The following is a 14,115-nucleotide window of genomic DNA, read 5'->3' on the forward strand; positions in this document are numbered from 1 at the left end:
CTCGGAGGGATAGTATGAGCGCCGATACGGCTGCGGAGCCGGCACGTGAGTCACGGCAGTCGGGGCCAGTCGTCGTCTTCTTGCGGTGGCTGGAGAACCTGAGCGACACGCAGTACGCGTACCTACTGCTGACCCCAGTATTCGTCCTGCTTGGTATCGTGGCTATCTACCCACTCTTGCGGACGTTCGAGCTGTCACTGTACGCCGTCTCGACTGACCTCTCCAGTGTCCGTTTCGTTGGTCTCGACAACTACGTCGCGCTGTTCACCGGAGAGAAAAACCGGTTCCTCCCCGGTGGAACGACGTTCCTCCCGACCGGATTCGACGCCGCGAGTCTCCTCGATAGCGCCCTCGTAATAACCCTCATCTTCGCCGTGGCCAGCGTATTGTTCGAGACCCTCATCGGACTGGGTCAAGCGCTCGTCTTAGATCAAGACTTCTACGGCCGGCGGTGGGTCCGTGCGGCGATTATCATTCCGTGGGCCGTCCCAATCGTCATCCAGGGGATGATGTTCTTCTTGATGTTCGACTCGAACGTCGGATTCGCGACGCCGATTCTCGCCGACCTCGGAGTAGTGGCACCAACCAACACGCTGAACGATACGGTCAGCGCGACGTTCATCATTATCGTCGCTGACATCTGGAAGACCTCGGCGTTCATGGCGCTACTCATCCTTGCCGGGCTCCAGAGCATCAATCGTAATCTGTACGACGTGGCCCGCGTCGCCGGTGCGAGCAAGTGGCAGCAGTTCAGATACATCACGCTCCCGCTCATCCTGCCGACCATCGGAGTTGCAGTATTATTCCGCTCGGTGCAGGCGATGCGCGTGTACGGTATCATCGATACGGTCTCAAGCTGTACCGTCGTCCCCTCACTCTCCTGCATGGTCGTCTCGACGTTCAACACGCACGAGGGGACGTCCGCGGCCATCGCATTCGTGACAGCGGCCATCATCGGCGTCGTTGTGATGGGTATCATCCTGTGGCAGGGGGAGGACGCGATATAATGTCCAGCGAAACCGACGGCACGGCAGACGACGCCGGTCCGCTCGCGCGGTGGGCACGGAACGCGATCCACAACCCACGACGGGTGTATCGAGCGCTGTTCTACGTCGCGATGGCATTTTTCATGGTCACGACAGTATTCCCGTTCTACTGGTTACTCGTCCTCGCGGTGACGCCGCAGGGGAACCTGCTTTCCGGGAGTTTCCTCCCGACGGTCGAAATATTCGGTGTCAGCGGCACGTTCCCGCTCCCCGTTCCGAAAGGATTCAATCCGACGGCATTCGTTACCGTCTTCGAACAGGTCCCGTTCCACCTGTACGTGCTGAATAGCTTCGTGCTAGCTGCCACGACGACAGTTATCGTCCTCGTCGTCGCGAGCCTCGCGGGCTACGTGTTCGGACGGATCGAGTTCCCCGGACGCGCGCTGTTGATGCTCGGTATCCTCGCCATCAGCTACTTCCCGCCCGCAGCGTTCGTCATCCCGCTGTTTCAGGCGTTCGCCGGTAACGCCCCGATAACGATTCCGTTCGTAGGCGTCCCGCTATTCACGCCGCCCCGACTACTGAACACCCCGGGGTCGATGGTCATGCCGTTCAGCGCGCTGTTCCTGCCGCTGTCGATATTCATCCTCACGACCTTCTACGGGCAGATTCCCGACGGGTTGGAGGATGCCGCGCGGGTGGAGGGAACGACCCGACTGGGCGCGCTGTTCCGCGTCATCGTGCCGCTTTCAGCACCCGGCGTGGCGACCGCGGGCGTCCTCACGTTCATCAGCGTCTACAACGAGTTCTTCTTCAGCTCGATTATGGCGACGTCGCCCGAAGCGTCCAAGTGGTCGCCGATCGTCGGCGGGATTCTCAGCTACCAGACTCAGTACACGACGCAGTACAACCTCATGGCCGCAGCGAGTGTTGTGGGGGTTATCCCCGTCGTCGTCCTCGTTATCATCGCGCAGGAACGCATCGTCAGCGGACTGACCGCAGGAGCACTTAAAGAATAACAATGGCACGAGTACGACTCGAACACGTAAGCAAGCACTACGACGACGTAACGGCGGTCGACGACATGAACCTCGACATCGACCACGGCGAATTCATCTGCTTTGTCGGCCCGTCGGGATGTGGGAAGTCGACGACGATGGAAAGTATCGCTGGACTCACGAAGCCGAGTGAGGGTGAGATCTACATCGGCGACCGCGAGGTGACGAACCTCCCACCGAAGGACCGTGGGGTGGCGATGGTGTTCCAGAACATCGCGCTGTTCCCCCACATGGACGTCTACGACAACATCTCCTTCGGGCTTCGCCTCCGCAACTACGACAAGGAGGAAATCGAGCGCCGCGTCGAGCGCGCCGCCGAAATCGTCCAGTTGCAGGGGATGCTCGAACGCATGCCCGACGAGATGTCCGGCGGCCAGCGACAGCGCGTCGCCATCGCCCGCGCCATCGTCCGTGAACCTGATGTCTTTCTCATGGACGAGCCGTTAGCGAACCTCGACGCGAAGCTCAAGGTCCACATGCGGACCGAACTCCAGCGCCTCCACAAGGAACTGGACACGACCATCATCTACGTCACCCACGACCAAGAAGAGGCGATGACGCTCTCGGACCGTATCGCCGTCCTTGACGCCGGCCAACTCCAGCAGATAGACCCGCCGCTGGTCTGTTACAACGAGCCGTCGAACCTGTTCGTCGCGGGCTTCATCGGCTCGCCCTCGATGAACTTCGCCGAGGCGACGGTCACAGAAGACGCGCTTTCGACAGCGAACTTCTCGCTCGCGTTCGATCCGGCGTCTGTCGAGGCTGTTGAGGTGGGTGACGAGGTAACCATCGGGATTCGTCCCGAAGACATCTATCCCGGCGGAGCACGGGTCGAAGTCGAAGACTCCTCTTCGCTCATCGCCGCGTGCGTCGATATTCTCGAACCGATGGGTGACGAGATATTCGCGTACATGCTGTTGGGCGAGGGTCGAACCTCAATGAACCAGTCAGGGACTGATGACCAGTTGCTGATGAGCGTTGAGCCCGACTCGACGATTCGGGAAGACACGGACGTCGAAGTCGTGATAGACCGGGGGAATATCCACCTCTTCGATACGGCGTCAGGAAACGCACTCGCCCACGGCCTATCCCCCGTTTCAGGCAAGTTAGAGACCGAGACGACAGCCGACGCAGACGACTGAAGCGACCCGGCAACCTCGCCGTCGGCGACGGTGAGACGCAGTAACTCTTGGAGGCCACCGAAAGAAACCGCTCTCTTGGGCCTCCTCTCCTCACACCAAGGGTGTGCCGAGCACAGATGGGTTCCGCAGTTTCTATCAAGACGCGTTGACATCCATACTTTCCTGCAGGGCGGAGTTTAGCCTTGGTTTTTCCATAATGGGGGGAGAATAGGTTCCGCTACCCCTCATCGTATAAGTGTATTAGTGGAAACGGTGAGGTCTGATATTCGTCAGACAGTCTAGATAGATTCCCAACGTAGAGAAGAATGCTGTTCACTCGTTGGTTAATAGTCAACTGTGAGTAGCACCAACGTCTACTCGTGTTCGGCGAGTAGAGGAACTGGGTTGACGGTCACCACACCGTGATTTCCAAAGCACAAACCATCTACCTCGCCGACAGGGACGAATTATCCGAATCGGCTGGTCCTTTGTGCTTTGAATATCCATCTGGGATCACGGGCGCAGCACGTTGCCCAAAGTCCTGACCTAGTGACATGATTTGCTCAACGAACACGAACCCATACAGAGTCACTCACAGCCATCGGGACGTACCTCCAAACACGAACCCCTGTATGTTCAAGGCGAACCAACGTTGAGTAGGCATATGTCATCGTTCGATGTCGTGACGGTCGGGAGCGCCGTCATCGACCACAACTACTCTCTGTCGAATCTACCGAAACCTGACGGTGGTGCATTCGCCCGTGACCACGCGACCGACCTGGGTGGCGTCGCTGCAAATGTCGCCTCAGCCCTCGCTGGGTTTGGGAACACGGCAGGAATCATCACACGCGTCGGGGTCGATGATGCCGCCGAGATCGAATCTGACCTCCAAACACGCGAGGTTGACTGTTCTCGGATTCAAGCTGGACCCGAAGAATCGTCGTACACGCTGATTCTCCGTGATCCAGATGGAGAACGAATGATCGTCGCCGGGGGCCAGAGCGTTCCAAACCTTCGACTTGATGCGCGCGATATCGAGTATGCAGGTGACGCTAGTGTGGTGTTCACGAGTGCCTATGCTCCGGATGAGGTCGTCTCGAAACTCGTGACCGCACGTGAACGCCGTGAGATTTCGACACTCGTCTTTGACCTCGCAGGCCCACTCTCGGAACTCGAAGGCCGAGGGACAACACCGGAGACGATTGACCGACTGCTTTCTGTTGTTGATCTCTTCGTAGTCGGCGAGGTCGCTGCACACTCGTATTTTGGTGGTGGTGCCGACGAGGCCGTTGCCACGCTTACACAGCGGAACGTCTCTCGTGCGGCGGTTACACAGGGAAGTAACGGAGCGCGCCTTCTCGAAGGGGACATAGTAACCGACGTCCCGGCCTTCGAGGTAGACGTGAATGATACGACCGGCGCTGGGGATACCTTTACTGCGGGACTAATTCACACGTGGCTCCTCAATGACTATTCAGCACGCAACGCAGGGCGCTTTGCCGCTGCCGCGGCGGCACTCAACTGTGCTGAACCGGGTGCACGCGGCAACCTCCCATCCGAACCCGACGTTCGGGAGTTTATCGAGACGCAGTGAACCCCTGGGGACAGCGAGGCCTATCGAACGGACGCGACAAGGCGTTCGACCGCTGCTTCGTCGACGGGATTCGTCGTCTTGCCACCTTCTTTGAGCGCGGTTCCAACGATTGCGCCATCAGCGACTGAAAGCAGTTCGGGTGCCGTCTCAGGGGTGACACCGCTTCCGATCAAGACAGGGGCGTCGAGACCGCGAGCATCGCGAGCGTTAACCACTGCTTCGAGAACCGTCGTATCGACCGCCTCGCCCGTGCCAGTCCCACTCACGATGATTCCGTCGGCACCACCGCGTTCGACGAGTTCACCAACCACCTCGTTGTGTGACCGTTCGGCGAGCGGCGCAGAGTGTTTCACGTCGATGTCTGCAAGAATAGCAACGTCAGTATCGAGTTGGTCACGCAGACGCACTGTTTCGTGTGCCATTCCCTCGACGAGACCCTGATCAGTCAGCCGACCACCGGTATGGACGTTCACGCGAACGAAGGCACCATCTGTCGCAGCGGCAATGCCGAGGGCACTTTGAACATCGTTTCGGAGGATGTTCACGCCAAACGGGATTGCAACGTTCTCACGAAGTGTTCCGGCGAGTGCTGCAACGTCAGCGACGACGTGCCGAGGAACCCGGTCTGGATAAAACGGGGCATCACCGAAGTTTTCGAGCATAATACCGTCGACACCACCCGACTCGAGTGCTGACGCATCCTCAAGAAGCCGGGTTCGAATTGCGTCCCGGTCACCCTCGAACCCAGGAGAACCCGGGAGGGGAGGTAGATGGACCATGCCAATAATTGGGGTTTCTGTGCTGAAGAGATCCATATCCGATGTGGCCGTTCGAGAGACTTAACCGTACAGATATGTGACTCTGTGAGGACGAATGTTGGTTTCGAGCGGTATCGCGTGTTGAGGCACAGAGTTGTATTCTCGCTTTCAGGCCACCTCCACTCGGTCGACAATAATGGTCAAGTCGCCCGACGCGTAGTCAGCCTCGAAGTCGACTGCGAACGAGTCCGCCCCGTACGGCGTGGTAGGCGCGGTGGCGTTCGAGCGAGCCTGTCGCCTTGAAGTGGAAGAATGCGGCTGCCGTGTAGGGCTTGCTCTGTGTTTCGACCTGCGACTCGACGGATGCGGGGAGCGCGATTTGGGGCGTCTCCGTGTCGATACTCGCAGCGAACTCCTTCGCTTCCTCGACGGTTGCTTGCGAATGTGCCGGTGTCTCGCCGGTGAACACGTTCACCGGGGTTTCCGTCCCGTTGGTGAACAGGACGTCTTCGAAGGTGTGTGTTCCGAGGATCGCCTCGGGACCTAACTCGCAATCGTGGAATGGATCGTCGCCTTGTTACTCGGGCATCAAATCACGAGCCTCCGGCGGGACTCACCCATTCCGGCCCCTGAAAAACAGCAGTTGGCTTCGAGTAACCCGCCCACCGATGGATACCCAAAACCCCTATGGGTTCTGTATCCGACGTTTCGGTCAGATGCCCTCCATATCGCGCCGTGAATACCTTGTAGTCTCAGCCACGACGGTTCTCGCGGCAACTGCCGGCTGCCAGACCAATTCGTGTACACCGACAGATCCTGGCGTCGCGCAGTGGCCACAGACACGTGCCTCTCCGCACAATACGAACGCCGTTCCCGATCAGCCGACGCTCACGGCTGGCGGTGATTATTGGACGAGTTCCCTCGCAGACGATATCGATATCACCGGACTCGTTGCCACAAATGATACGGCTGTCGTCGTCGGCCGCGCGCCTCGCGAGCAGAGTGGAATCGTGACCACCGTACAACTCGACGACGGGTCCTCCGAGACAACCCACGAACTCAATCGGCGTCCAACTGGGCCGCCAGCCCTCGCAGGTTCGATTGCTGTTACGCCCGTACTTGGCGACTATACTGAACCATCGACTGGCGGGATCGTCGCACTCGACACCGCTAGCTGGACGACCACTTGGACACACGATACGGCTGGCAGACCCAATCCGGCGACCGTCGCTGACGACCTCCTCGTCGCCACGAGCGATCGGGGCGATGTAACCGCTCTTGATACGTTTACCGGCGATACGCAGTGGGCGCGGTCGTTCGGTGACGACCACCAGCGTGCAAGCATCCCGGCACCACCGGCCATCGACAATGACTCTGTGTACATCACGGCAGATGGCTCTGCCGCCCAAGGAATCTACGCGCTAGACCGCGAGACGGGTGAGACCCAGTGGGGGATCCCTGGGCCAAATATCCCGGAACCGCTCGTCCGCACGGAGGATGTCGTCCTCGCGAGCTACGACCGTTACGAACTCGTGGCGTTCGATGCCACCAGTGGAGACCGGCAGTGGTCAAAAGCGATGTACGATGGTGACCTGTTCGCGCCAGCGGTCGGGTACCGCCGCGTTTTCAGCGCGGACAAGGAAACCGTGTATGCGCTGGCCGTTGAGAGTGGAGACGTCCAGTGGGAACAAGCCCTTGATGTCGCAGGCCCCCCATTGGTCGTTGGGGAGTCGGTCGTCGTTCCGACGACTGACCGGACTGTCGGTCTGAGCATTGAGGACGGGAGCGAGTTGTGGACTCTGTCTGAGACGGCTGCAACAGGACGTGTGCCTATCAGCCGTGGTCTGCTTTTCACGTCTGGGAATTCGGTGACGCTACGAACGAACTGTGACTAACCAGAACGAACGGGGTGCTGGTCGGTGCTGGGGATGCGCAGTTCTTGGCGGTCCCCGACTCGCTCGGCCAGCTTCCGTTGCAGGTACTGCCTCGCCGTCGACGGCGTGAACACGCCTGTGTCAAGTATGTCGACGACGACGTGCTTGAGGGCCACGAACTGTCCCTGCAGGTGGTCGTCGCCGACCGGCTCGCCGTCGTACCAGCGCACCGTCGCGAGCGCGCCGTTCCCGACCGTCTCTCCCTGTTCGACCGTCTCCGAATCGTACTGCAGGCCGAACCACAGCGTCCGGTATGCAGTCACCTCGAACGTGGTCGACACCACAAAGAACGCCTCGTGGTGGAGATAGTCGAGAGGGTCAGCGACGATTTCGTCGAGGGTGAGCCCGGTGGCGCGGGACTTCGGCTCGACGACCGTCGACGGTCGATCCTCGCTGACGAGATAGCCGTCGACCGCATCCGCTTCGAGGCCATCGGCCAGTTCCGCCAGCAGCTGTTTCGCCCACGTGGTGTCGGTGTCGTCGCCACCGAACGGCGACTCCGACGAGATTCGGTGCTTGAGCTTCAGGTTCGCTGCGCCCCAATGAGAGTAGTGGAGCGTGTACTGTCCGTCTGTGCGTTCGTACGCAACGAGTGTGCGGTGGCCCATTGAACAATCACCTCACGGGGCGACCGCGACTGGATCGCCCCGCACCCCTCCCGGGGGACGAACAACTCTACTCGTCGATCGGCTTGAGGGAATTGAGATCGGCGTGGAGGACTTCGCCGTCGCGAACGACGTACCGCTTCGCAAGCACGGGGAAGCGGCAGTTCGTGAACCCCGCCGTCTGGATGTCGAGTTCTTCACCGGGTTCGAGATGGTTGGCCAGCTTTCGGAGGAACTCGTGAGTGACGAGACCTCCTTCGTAGTCCGGAAGTCCATCCTCACAATTCGTTGGACGGCACCGTAGTTCCCGCAATGGGACAGGAGGAACAACTAAGCAAGTGCTTGTTCACGTCAAGTCTGACTCGATATACCCGACTACTAGACTGAACAGAATCGACAGTTCTCCTCAATCACAAGTTCTTATACAAGTGCGCAAAACCTGCTCCAGTATGCCCTCCATGTCAGTCGTGCGAACAGAGTTCCAGCGATGCCTCCGAGGAAAGACGCCGTGGCTTCTGGCGCTCTGTCTCCTCCTCGTGAGCCGCGTCCCCACGAGTCCCGAACAGGCCGTCGTCCGACACCTCGGCGACGCCGCCGCGTTTCCACGCGCTCAGACCGCCGTCGCAATTGTCGTTCCGTTCGCCGCCGCCGCGCTGGGCTTCCGATCAGTCGTCGGCGAGCGCGAGAGCGGCACCGCCCGCGTGCTCCTTGGCACTGAACTCTCCCGCACCGACCTCGTCGTTGGGAAGGCTCTCGGCCGCGGAGCCGCCATCATGGTTCCCGTCCTCGTCACCACGCCGCTGCTCGTCGCCTACGGGACGTACACGTACGGGAGTATTTCTCTCCCCGTGCTCGCTGGCCTCCTCGTCGCCGCGGCCGCCTATGCGTTCGCGTGGACGACCATCACCGTCTCGCTCTCGGCCGCGATGTCCTCGACCACGCGCGCCGCCGGCGTCGTTTTCGCCGTCACGCTCCTCCTCGGGGTATTCTGGAGCGACATCACGGTTGCGCTCCTCTGGAATCTCGTGACGGGCTCCACGCCGAGTAACGGGATGGCCCACCCCGAGCTGTTCTCTGCTCTCAAGTGGGTCTCTCTGCCGAGCGCCTACTACGTGCTCACGGATTGGCTCCTCGGGGTCCCGGTCGGTCCCGGAAGTGCCGCGCTCCAAGTGAGCGATGCGCTCCGCAACAACGGGACGCTGGCTACGGCGTCCCCCCCGCTGCCGGTATGGGTCGGAGTCCCCATCTTCCTTGCGTGGCCCGCCTTCGCGCTCCTCGTGGGTGTCTCGGCAATCCGCTATGGCGACCTCACCCCGCGTGGTGGCCCCGGCCGGCTCCGCCGTACGTGGGCGAACCGTCCGTCACTCCCGCGTGTCGCCGTAACGCCGGCCACAGCGGTCGTCGGCCGCGGAGGCTGGGTGGATTCGCTCCCCGGACGGTGGCAGCCGCTCGCGCGACGCGAGTTCCGCCGGCTTACGCACGGCTCCGGCGTCTGGCTACTCGGCGCGACCGTCCTCGTCGCCGGCGTCCTCAGCCTCTCGCCGTCAACACTTGTTCGAGATGCCCTCGGAGCGCGCGTGCCGCTTGCTGCCCTGCAATCGCCGATCAGCGTTATCGGCGGATTTGGAACGCTTCTGCTGACATTTCGCACGGTCGTCACCGAACGCGACTCCGGGAGCATTCGTATGACGGCCGGGACGGCCGTTTCGCGCTCCGCGACGCTCGTCGGTGTTATCATCGGACGGGCCAGCGCAATCGCGTTCTCGCTCGTCCTCGCTGTCCTCGGAACGTGCCTCGTCGCCATCCTCCAGCACGGCGTCGTCCCACCACACGTACTCGTCGGGTTCCTTGCGATCACTGTCGCTTTTGTCTACTGCATGACGGGATTCGGCGTCGCGCTCTCGACAGTCGTACGCCGGCAGACGGTCGCGGGCGTCGCCGTCCTTGTGCTTGCCGGCCTCTACCTGACGTGGTTCCAGATTTCGAACATCGTCTACGGCGCGCTCACCGGGACGGCCGTAAACGGCTTCTCCCCGCCAGCGAGCCCGACGTACCTTCTGCTCCGGTGGGCGCCGCCAGCGAGACTCTATCACGTCGTGACGAACGCCCTCCTCGGCGTCCCGAACTCTGCCGGGAACGCGGCCGGGGTACTCACCGACGCGCTTCAGTCGAACGTCTTCTCAAATATTGTGGTCGTGCGGGCGGCCTACGGCGCGGATGTCCCTGTCTGGTATCTTCATCCGGCGGTCGCCCTCGGGGAACTCCTCTGCTGGTTCGCACTCCCAGTCGCGTTCGCCCTCATCAGCTATCGACGCCGCGCACTCGACTGATTACGGCGCGTCCTCGCTTGGCGCCGTCGGCTCACCGTCGGCCATGGCGACGAAGGCGTCCTCTATCGTGCCCACATCGACGTCGAACGACCGAATCGTCGCCCCGGAATCGGCGAGTGCTTCGAGCGCACGATAGCGAGTCGCGGCGTCGCAGACGGCCTCGATTCGACCGTCCGTTCGCGTGATACGCGTGACGCCATCGATGGCTCGCACGGCCGCGAGCGCGGTATCATCGGCGTCGGCGTCGATACGGAGGCGGCTTTCGACACCTGCCGTCGCGCGGAGTTCTGCCGGCGTGCCTTCGGCGACGAGTTCGCCGTCGGCGAGCAGGCCGACGCGGTCGCAGACGCGCTCGACTTGGTCGAGGACGTGACTGGAGAAGAAGATTGTCGCACCGCGGTCGCGCTCGTCCGAGACGACTTCACGGACTAACCGAACTCCATACGGATCCAGTCCGGAGAACGGCTCGTCGAGGATGAGGAGGTCTGGATCACCGGCGATGGCCATCCCCAGGCCGAGGCGTTGTTGCATCCCCTTCGAATACCCCCCGGCGCGTTGGTCAACGGCGTCCGTGAGGCCGACACGGTTGAGGATCGTCTCGGGGTCGCCGGTCGCGTCGTTCGCGTCGAGGATGTAGGCGACGTGTTCGCGGCCGGTGAGCGAGCCGTAGACGCCGAAACGGTCCGGGAGGATGCCGGTGCGGGCGTGAATCGTGCTTGCCTCCTCGCGGACGTCTAACCCGAAAATTCGCGCTGTCCCCGTACTCGGGCGTGTGTAGTCCATCAGCATATCAATGGTCGTGGACTTCCCGACGCCGTTCGGGCCGAGGAAGCCGTACACCTCGCCCTCGTCGACGGTGAGGTTGAGGTCGGCGACGGCGGGCGCGCCGTCGTAGCGCTTCGTGAGGCTGCGCGTCTCGATGGCGGTCATCTCCGGTCACCGCCCGCTCTGGGCGTTCGTTCGCTGGCGACGCGTGTGGGCTGGAGGGCCATGCGCTCCCGTATTCTGTGAACGTGCAAAAATCTTCGCGGTACCCGGCGCGACGAGGAGCGACCACATGGACATGAACTCGTGATGGCCTAACGAAGCGAAGCTCAGACTCTCCCGAAGAAAATCCAGCAGGCGAAGATTCTCGACGCTAATGTTACGGAATGGTCGGTCGCGAGCGACGCGGAGGGCGGCAGCGGCGAGCGGGGCGGGCCGCTACGTACACACCTGTTCAGCCGGCTATGTCGCTCGGTGAGGCATCTACACCCCTGGCAGATTCAGAAAGGGCGAGGCCGCCTCGGCCGTCCCCCGACCCCGCAAGCACCGCAGGCACGAGGAGCGCAGCGGCGTCCTCGTGAGCGAAGCGAACGAGGGCCAGCGAGACGCAGTCTCGCGCGGTCGCGGGACGTCGAGCGGCCGAGGGCTTTCAGGTGTAAGGGATCAGCGTTCAATTCTCGTAGAGGCCAGCTGGCTGTTATTCTGCTACGCACGCCGTCGATGTAGAACTATCAAGAAGGTCTTCAGGGACTGCTATTGGCGCCAAATAAAGAAAATAACCTGCCTCCAAAAACTATAGGAGAAAGATTTTAGTCCTCGCGTGTCTCATAGCCAAATAGAGATGACGAGAAGTGCCTTTGAGATGTACCAAGCCGTCCGCGCCGCCTCCGATGAAAATAATGCCCCGGTCATCTACGTCGAGTCCGCTGAGGATCTTGACTCGCCTGTTGAGCGAATGACCGTTAGTGTCGCTCGTCCTGACGTGCTCCTTGACGAGACCGACATCGGTCCGAACGAACTCCTCAGAAAACAGAAAGTTGGTCACCCTGACAAGGTGTTCGTGCACGCTGGCGATGTCGCCCGATATTCAGGATGCTCCCTCGAAACCGCACGCAACTGGCTCAAGAAGTTCAAGAAGAGGGGCCTTGTCAAGCACCACGGGACTGGTGATGCCGAGGTCGGGACTGTCACACTCTACCGCCCGGTCCTGGAGGACCAAGTGGATATCAACACCAACCTCTACGAGCTTGAAGGACGACGACCGCCGGACCAGCTGGTCGCCACGGAGACAGTCACCCCTGGACAGTTCGACCATATCGGCGGCTCACGATTCAAATTTGAGGATGACTCGTCGGTAACCATCGATGTTTCCAAACCCGAGAACTCCACCACGATCCAGGAGCATGTGAACTCCCAGCTTCGCCAGCATGGGCTCATACCCTCTTCGCCGAAGAACTTCACCTACGACCTCCGCAAGGAAGCCGGCCTCGTCTAACCAACCATGAGCGCACCCACCGCCAATAAAACCGAGGCGCACCGTCGCCGCAAGGAACACGACGCTCGAGACCGACTCCAGCGGGCCGCCCAATATAACGTCGTCATTGAACAAGAGCCGTGTGACAGCAACTCTGGGAACGCGAAGACGACTATCGAGCAGGTGACGACATTCGTGATCCCCGCAAATTTCTCGCTCCACCAAGGTCAGTCCGTACGGGTGAAGATCGTTGATGTCGGTGATAGTCACGCCCTCGCCCTCGCCATCGCCCTCCTCGACTGAATAGGCTGTACCAGTTTCATCAAATAATGACGAGTGCAGCGGTCTCCTCGTGAGCGGAGCGAATGAGGGCCAGCGAGACGGAGTCTCGTGCGGTTACGGGACGTCGAGCAACGGGAGAGCAAACCCCTCCTGAGCTAACGGGCGGCAGAGCCGCCCGTGATCGGCCGAGGGCTTTCAAAGACGCTTACGGGTCCGTGTTCAGTTCACGGAGAACCTGTGTTGCGACAGTTCCGATCCGAACGCCATCGACTGCCGTGACATCGTGGTCTGCAGCGGCCGTCCGAAACGGGACGCCGTCGACGAGGATGCGGTGGATGACCGCCCGAACGACTGCGTCCCCGTATCGATCGACAACCGTGGTCATCGTTTCATCGAGATGTGCATCCGGATGATCCGTTCGCGGGGTAGCCGCAGGGTCGAGCAGCCGCTCACATACCCTGTCGACAGATGCGTGTGCGGGATTACCAGTTCGTTCCTGGACGTCGTACACGGTCGCGTGATTGGTCATTCCTCGGCCGGTGGTTCGAGATACGTTCCGAGTGCGTCGACGACAGTCTGGGCGAACGACTCCTCGAGGCGGCCCTGGCGTCGAACAATCGCGGCGTGCTTCGGCGACGCGACGGCCCACGGCGAGGCGTAGCTCTGCCTGGGCATCCCGCCCTCCACCCAGTCGGCGTCGTGGTTAGTGTGACCGTCATGTACTCCTCTGAACCGAATGGATGCGTGTCGTTGTTGCAGATGAGCCACGGGCGCGGGTTCTCTCCGGACTTGAACGGGTCCGGTCCCCAGACGACATCCCCGCGCTGGTAGCTCATTCAGTCGCCTCGTCCTCGTCGTTGACGGCGTGCTCCAACCACTCCTCGATGTCCTCCTCACCGAAGCGGTCGTTGGCCGCTCGCGTACTCTCGAGCATACTGGCGTACGCGGCGACGTCATCGACCTCACCGAGCGCCCAGTAATTGCCCTTGTGCCGGACGAGCCCGCGATCTTCGGGCCGGGAGAGGACGACGCTGATGCTCCCTGCTTTGACGTCAGTTGCGTCGCGAATCTCGCTCTGCGTGAACGCTTGCTCGGGATGGGTGGCGAGGAACCGCATCACGCGGTCTGCGTTCGTCTCTCCGGAGTGCAGGAGCCGGTCTTCGGGGGAGGATTCGAAGGTCTCGGTGTCGATGGTCATATGTATTTTT

Annotated in this window: 13 protein-coding genes and 3 pseudogenes; 8 read left to right on the top strand and 8 right to left on the bottom strand. The window is 61.2% G+C overall.

Features of this window, described 5'->3' with window-relative positions; all coding sequences use genetic code 11:
- Positions 1–14 precede the first annotated feature (14 nt).
- The 4 genes from FY251_RS10275 (at position 15) to FY251_RS10290 (ending at position 4,759) form a co-directional block, all read left to right on the top strand.
- A complete protein-coding gene (locus FY251_RS10275; protein WP_042662590.1) occupies positions 15–1,007 on the top strand; it encodes a carbohydrate ABC transporter permease in 993 nt (330 codons plus the stop codon).
- A complete protein-coding gene (locus FY251_RS10280; protein ID WP_148414618.1) occupies positions 1,007–2,005 on the top strand; it encodes a carbohydrate ABC transporter permease in 999 nt (332 codons plus the stop codon). The genes FY251_RS10275 and FY251_RS10280 overlap by 1 nt, the downstream gene beginning before the upstream one ends.
- Positions 2,006–2,007: 2 nt before the next feature.
- A complete protein-coding gene (locus FY251_RS10285) occupies positions 2,008–3,186 on the top strand; it encodes an ABC transporter ATP-binding protein (protein WP_148414619.1) in 1,179 nt (392 codons plus the stop codon).
- 643 nt (positions 3,187–3,829) lie between these two features.
- A complete protein-coding gene (locus FY251_RS10290; protein ID WP_148414620.1) occupies positions 3,830–4,759 on the top strand; it encodes a carbohydrate kinase family protein in 930 nt (309 codons plus the stop codon).
- Between the two features lie 20 nt (positions 4,760–4,779).
- Here FY251_RS10290 and FY251_RS10295 read toward each other — a convergent pair whose 3' ends face one another.
- Together FY251_RS10295 and FY251_RS10300 are read right to left on the bottom strand one after the other, a co-directional pair.
- A complete protein-coding gene (locus tag FY251_RS10295; protein ID WP_148414621.1) occupies positions 4,780–5,574 on the bottom strand; it encodes a BtpA/SgcQ family protein in 795 nt (264 codons plus the stop codon).
- Positions 5,575–5,685: 111 nt separating this feature from the next.
- Positions 5,686–6,049: pseudogene (locus FY251_RS10300) on the bottom strand (hypothetical protein).
- 184 nt (positions 6,050–6,233) lie between these two features.
- Here FY251_RS10300 and FY251_RS10305 point away from each other — a divergent pair.
- The gene (locus FY251_RS10305) at positions 6,234–7,412 is read left to right on the top strand and encodes a PQQ-binding-like beta-propeller repeat protein (protein WP_148414622.1); all 1,179 of its coding nucleotides are present in this window, start codon (positions 6,234–6,236) and stop codon (positions 7,410–7,412) included.
- Here FY251_RS10305 and FY251_RS10310 read toward each other — a convergent pair.
- Both FY251_RS10310 and FY251_RS10315 read right to left on the bottom strand, forming a co-directional pair.
- Complete coding sequence (locus FY251_RS10310) at positions 7,409–8,059, bottom strand: DUF6735 family protein (RefSeq protein WP_148414623.1); 651 nt, start codon at positions 8,057–8,059, stop codon at positions 7,409–7,411. The two genes, FY251_RS10305 and FY251_RS10310, sit on opposite strands and share 4 nt — an antisense overlap.
- Before the next feature lie 67 nt (positions 8,060–8,126).
- Positions 8,127–8,336: pseudogene (locus tag FY251_RS10315) on the bottom strand (hypothetical protein); the annotation flags it as partial.
- 169 nt (positions 8,337–8,505) lie between these two features.
- Here FY251_RS10315 and FY251_RS10320 point away from each other — a divergent pair.
- Positions 8,506–10,386 (top strand): ABC transporter permease, encoded by a 1,881-nt coding sequence (locus FY251_RS10320; protein WP_148414624.1) that lies wholly within the window; start codon positions 8,506–8,508, stop codon positions 10,384–10,386.
- On the opposite strand, the gene FY251_RS10325 is transcribed toward FY251_RS10320, so the two are convergent.
- Complete coding sequence (locus FY251_RS10325) at positions 10,387–11,316, bottom strand: ABC transporter ATP-binding protein (protein WP_148414625.1); 930 nt, start codon at positions 11,314–11,316, stop codon at positions 10,387–10,389.
- A gap of 676 nt (positions 11,317–11,992) precedes the next feature.
- On the opposite strand from FY251_RS10325, the gene FY251_RS10330 reads away from it, so the two are divergent.
- Both FY251_RS10330 and FY251_RS10335 read left to right on the top strand, forming a co-directional pair.
- Positions 11,993–12,646 carry a hypothetical protein gene (locus tag FY251_RS10330; RefSeq protein ID WP_148414626.1) on the top strand — a complete coding sequence of 218 codons (654 nt, stop codon included), beginning with the start codon at positions 11,993–11,995 and terminating at the stop codon, positions 12,644–12,646.
- 6 nt (positions 12,647–12,652) lie between these two features.
- The gene (locus FY251_RS10335; RefSeq protein WP_148414627.1) at positions 12,653–12,928 is read left to right on the top strand and encodes a hypothetical protein; all 276 of its coding nucleotides are present in this window, start codon (positions 12,653–12,655) and stop codon (positions 12,926–12,928) included.
- 184 nt (positions 12,929–13,112) lie between these two features.
- Here FY251_RS10335 and FY251_RS24230 read toward each other — a convergent pair whose 3' ends face one another.
- The 3 genes and pseudogenes from FY251_RS24230 to FY251_RS10350 all read right to left on the bottom strand — a co-directional run bounded on the left by FY251_RS24230 (position 13,113) and on the right by FY251_RS10350 (position 14,105).
- The gene (locus FY251_RS24230; protein ID WP_306466179.1) at positions 13,113–13,292 is read right to left on the bottom strand and encodes a hypothetical protein; all 180 of its coding nucleotides are present in this window, start codon (positions 13,290–13,292) and stop codon (positions 13,113–13,115) included.
- 140 nt (positions 13,293–13,432) lie between these two features.
- Positions 13,433–13,743 (bottom strand): annotated as a pseudogene (locus tag FY251_RS23395) (type II toxin-antitoxin system PemK/MazF family toxin).
- Entirely contained in the window at positions 13,740–14,105 is a 366-nt protein-coding gene (locus FY251_RS10350; RefSeq protein WP_148414629.1) for a helix-turn-helix domain-containing protein, read from the bottom strand. The pseudogene FY251_RS23395 and the gene FY251_RS10350 overlap by 4 nt, the downstream one beginning before the upstream one ends.
- Between the last annotated feature and the right edge of the window lie 10 nt (positions 14,106–14,115).

It is taken from the genome of Haloferax sp. KTX1 (genome assembly GCF_902410085.1).
Classification (GTDB): domain Archaea; phylum Halobacteriota; class Halobacteria; order Halobacteriales; family Haloferacaceae; genus Haloferax; species Haloferax massiliensis.

Coding starts and splice junctions, on each gene's coding strand:
- FY251_RS10275 (WP_042662590.1), top strand. CDS start 15: ATGAGCGCCGATACGGCTGCGGAGCCGGCACGTGAGTCACGGCAGTCG.
- FY251_RS10280 (WP_148414618.1), top strand. CDS start 1,007: ATGTCCAGCGAAACCGACGGCACGGCAGACGACGCCGGTCCGCTCGCG.
- FY251_RS10285 (WP_148414619.1), top strand. CDS start 2,008: ATGGCACGAGTACGACTCGAACACGTAAGCAAGCACTACGACGACGTA.
- FY251_RS10290 (WP_148414620.1), top strand. CDS start 3,830: ATGTCATCGTTCGATGTCGTGACGGTCGGGAGCGCCGTCATCGACCAC.
- FY251_RS10295 (WP_148414621.1), bottom strand. CDS start 5,574: ATGGATCTCTTCAGCACAGAAACCCCAATTATTGGCATGGTCCATCTA.
- FY251_RS10305 (WP_148414622.1), top strand. CDS start 6,234: ATGCCCTCCATATCGCGCCGTGAATACCTTGTAGTCTCAGCCACGACG.
- FY251_RS10310 (WP_148414623.1), bottom strand. CDS start 8,059: ATGGGCCACCGCACACTCGTTGCGTACGAACGCACAGACGGACAGTAC.
- FY251_RS10320 (WP_148414624.1), top strand. CDS start 8,506: ATGCCCTCCATGTCAGTCGTGCGAACAGAGTTCCAGCGATGCCTCCGA.
- FY251_RS10325 (WP_148414625.1), bottom strand. CDS start 11,316: ATGACCGCCATCGAGACGCGCAGCCTCACGAAGCGCTACGACGGCGCG.
- FY251_RS10330 (WP_148414626.1), top strand. CDS start 11,993: ATGACGAGAAGTGCCTTTGAGATGTACCAAGCCGTCCGCGCCGCCTCC.
- FY251_RS10335 (WP_148414627.1), top strand. CDS start 12,653: ATGAGCGCACCCACCGCCAATAAAACCGAGGCGCACCGTCGCCGCAAG.
- FY251_RS24230 (WP_306466179.1), bottom strand. CDS start 13,292: ATGACCACGGTTGTCGATCGATACGGGGACGCAGTCGTTCGGGCGGTC.
- FY251_RS10350 (WP_148414629.1), bottom strand. CDS start 14,105: ATGACCATCGACACCGAGACCTTCGAATCCTCCCCCGAAGACCGGCTC.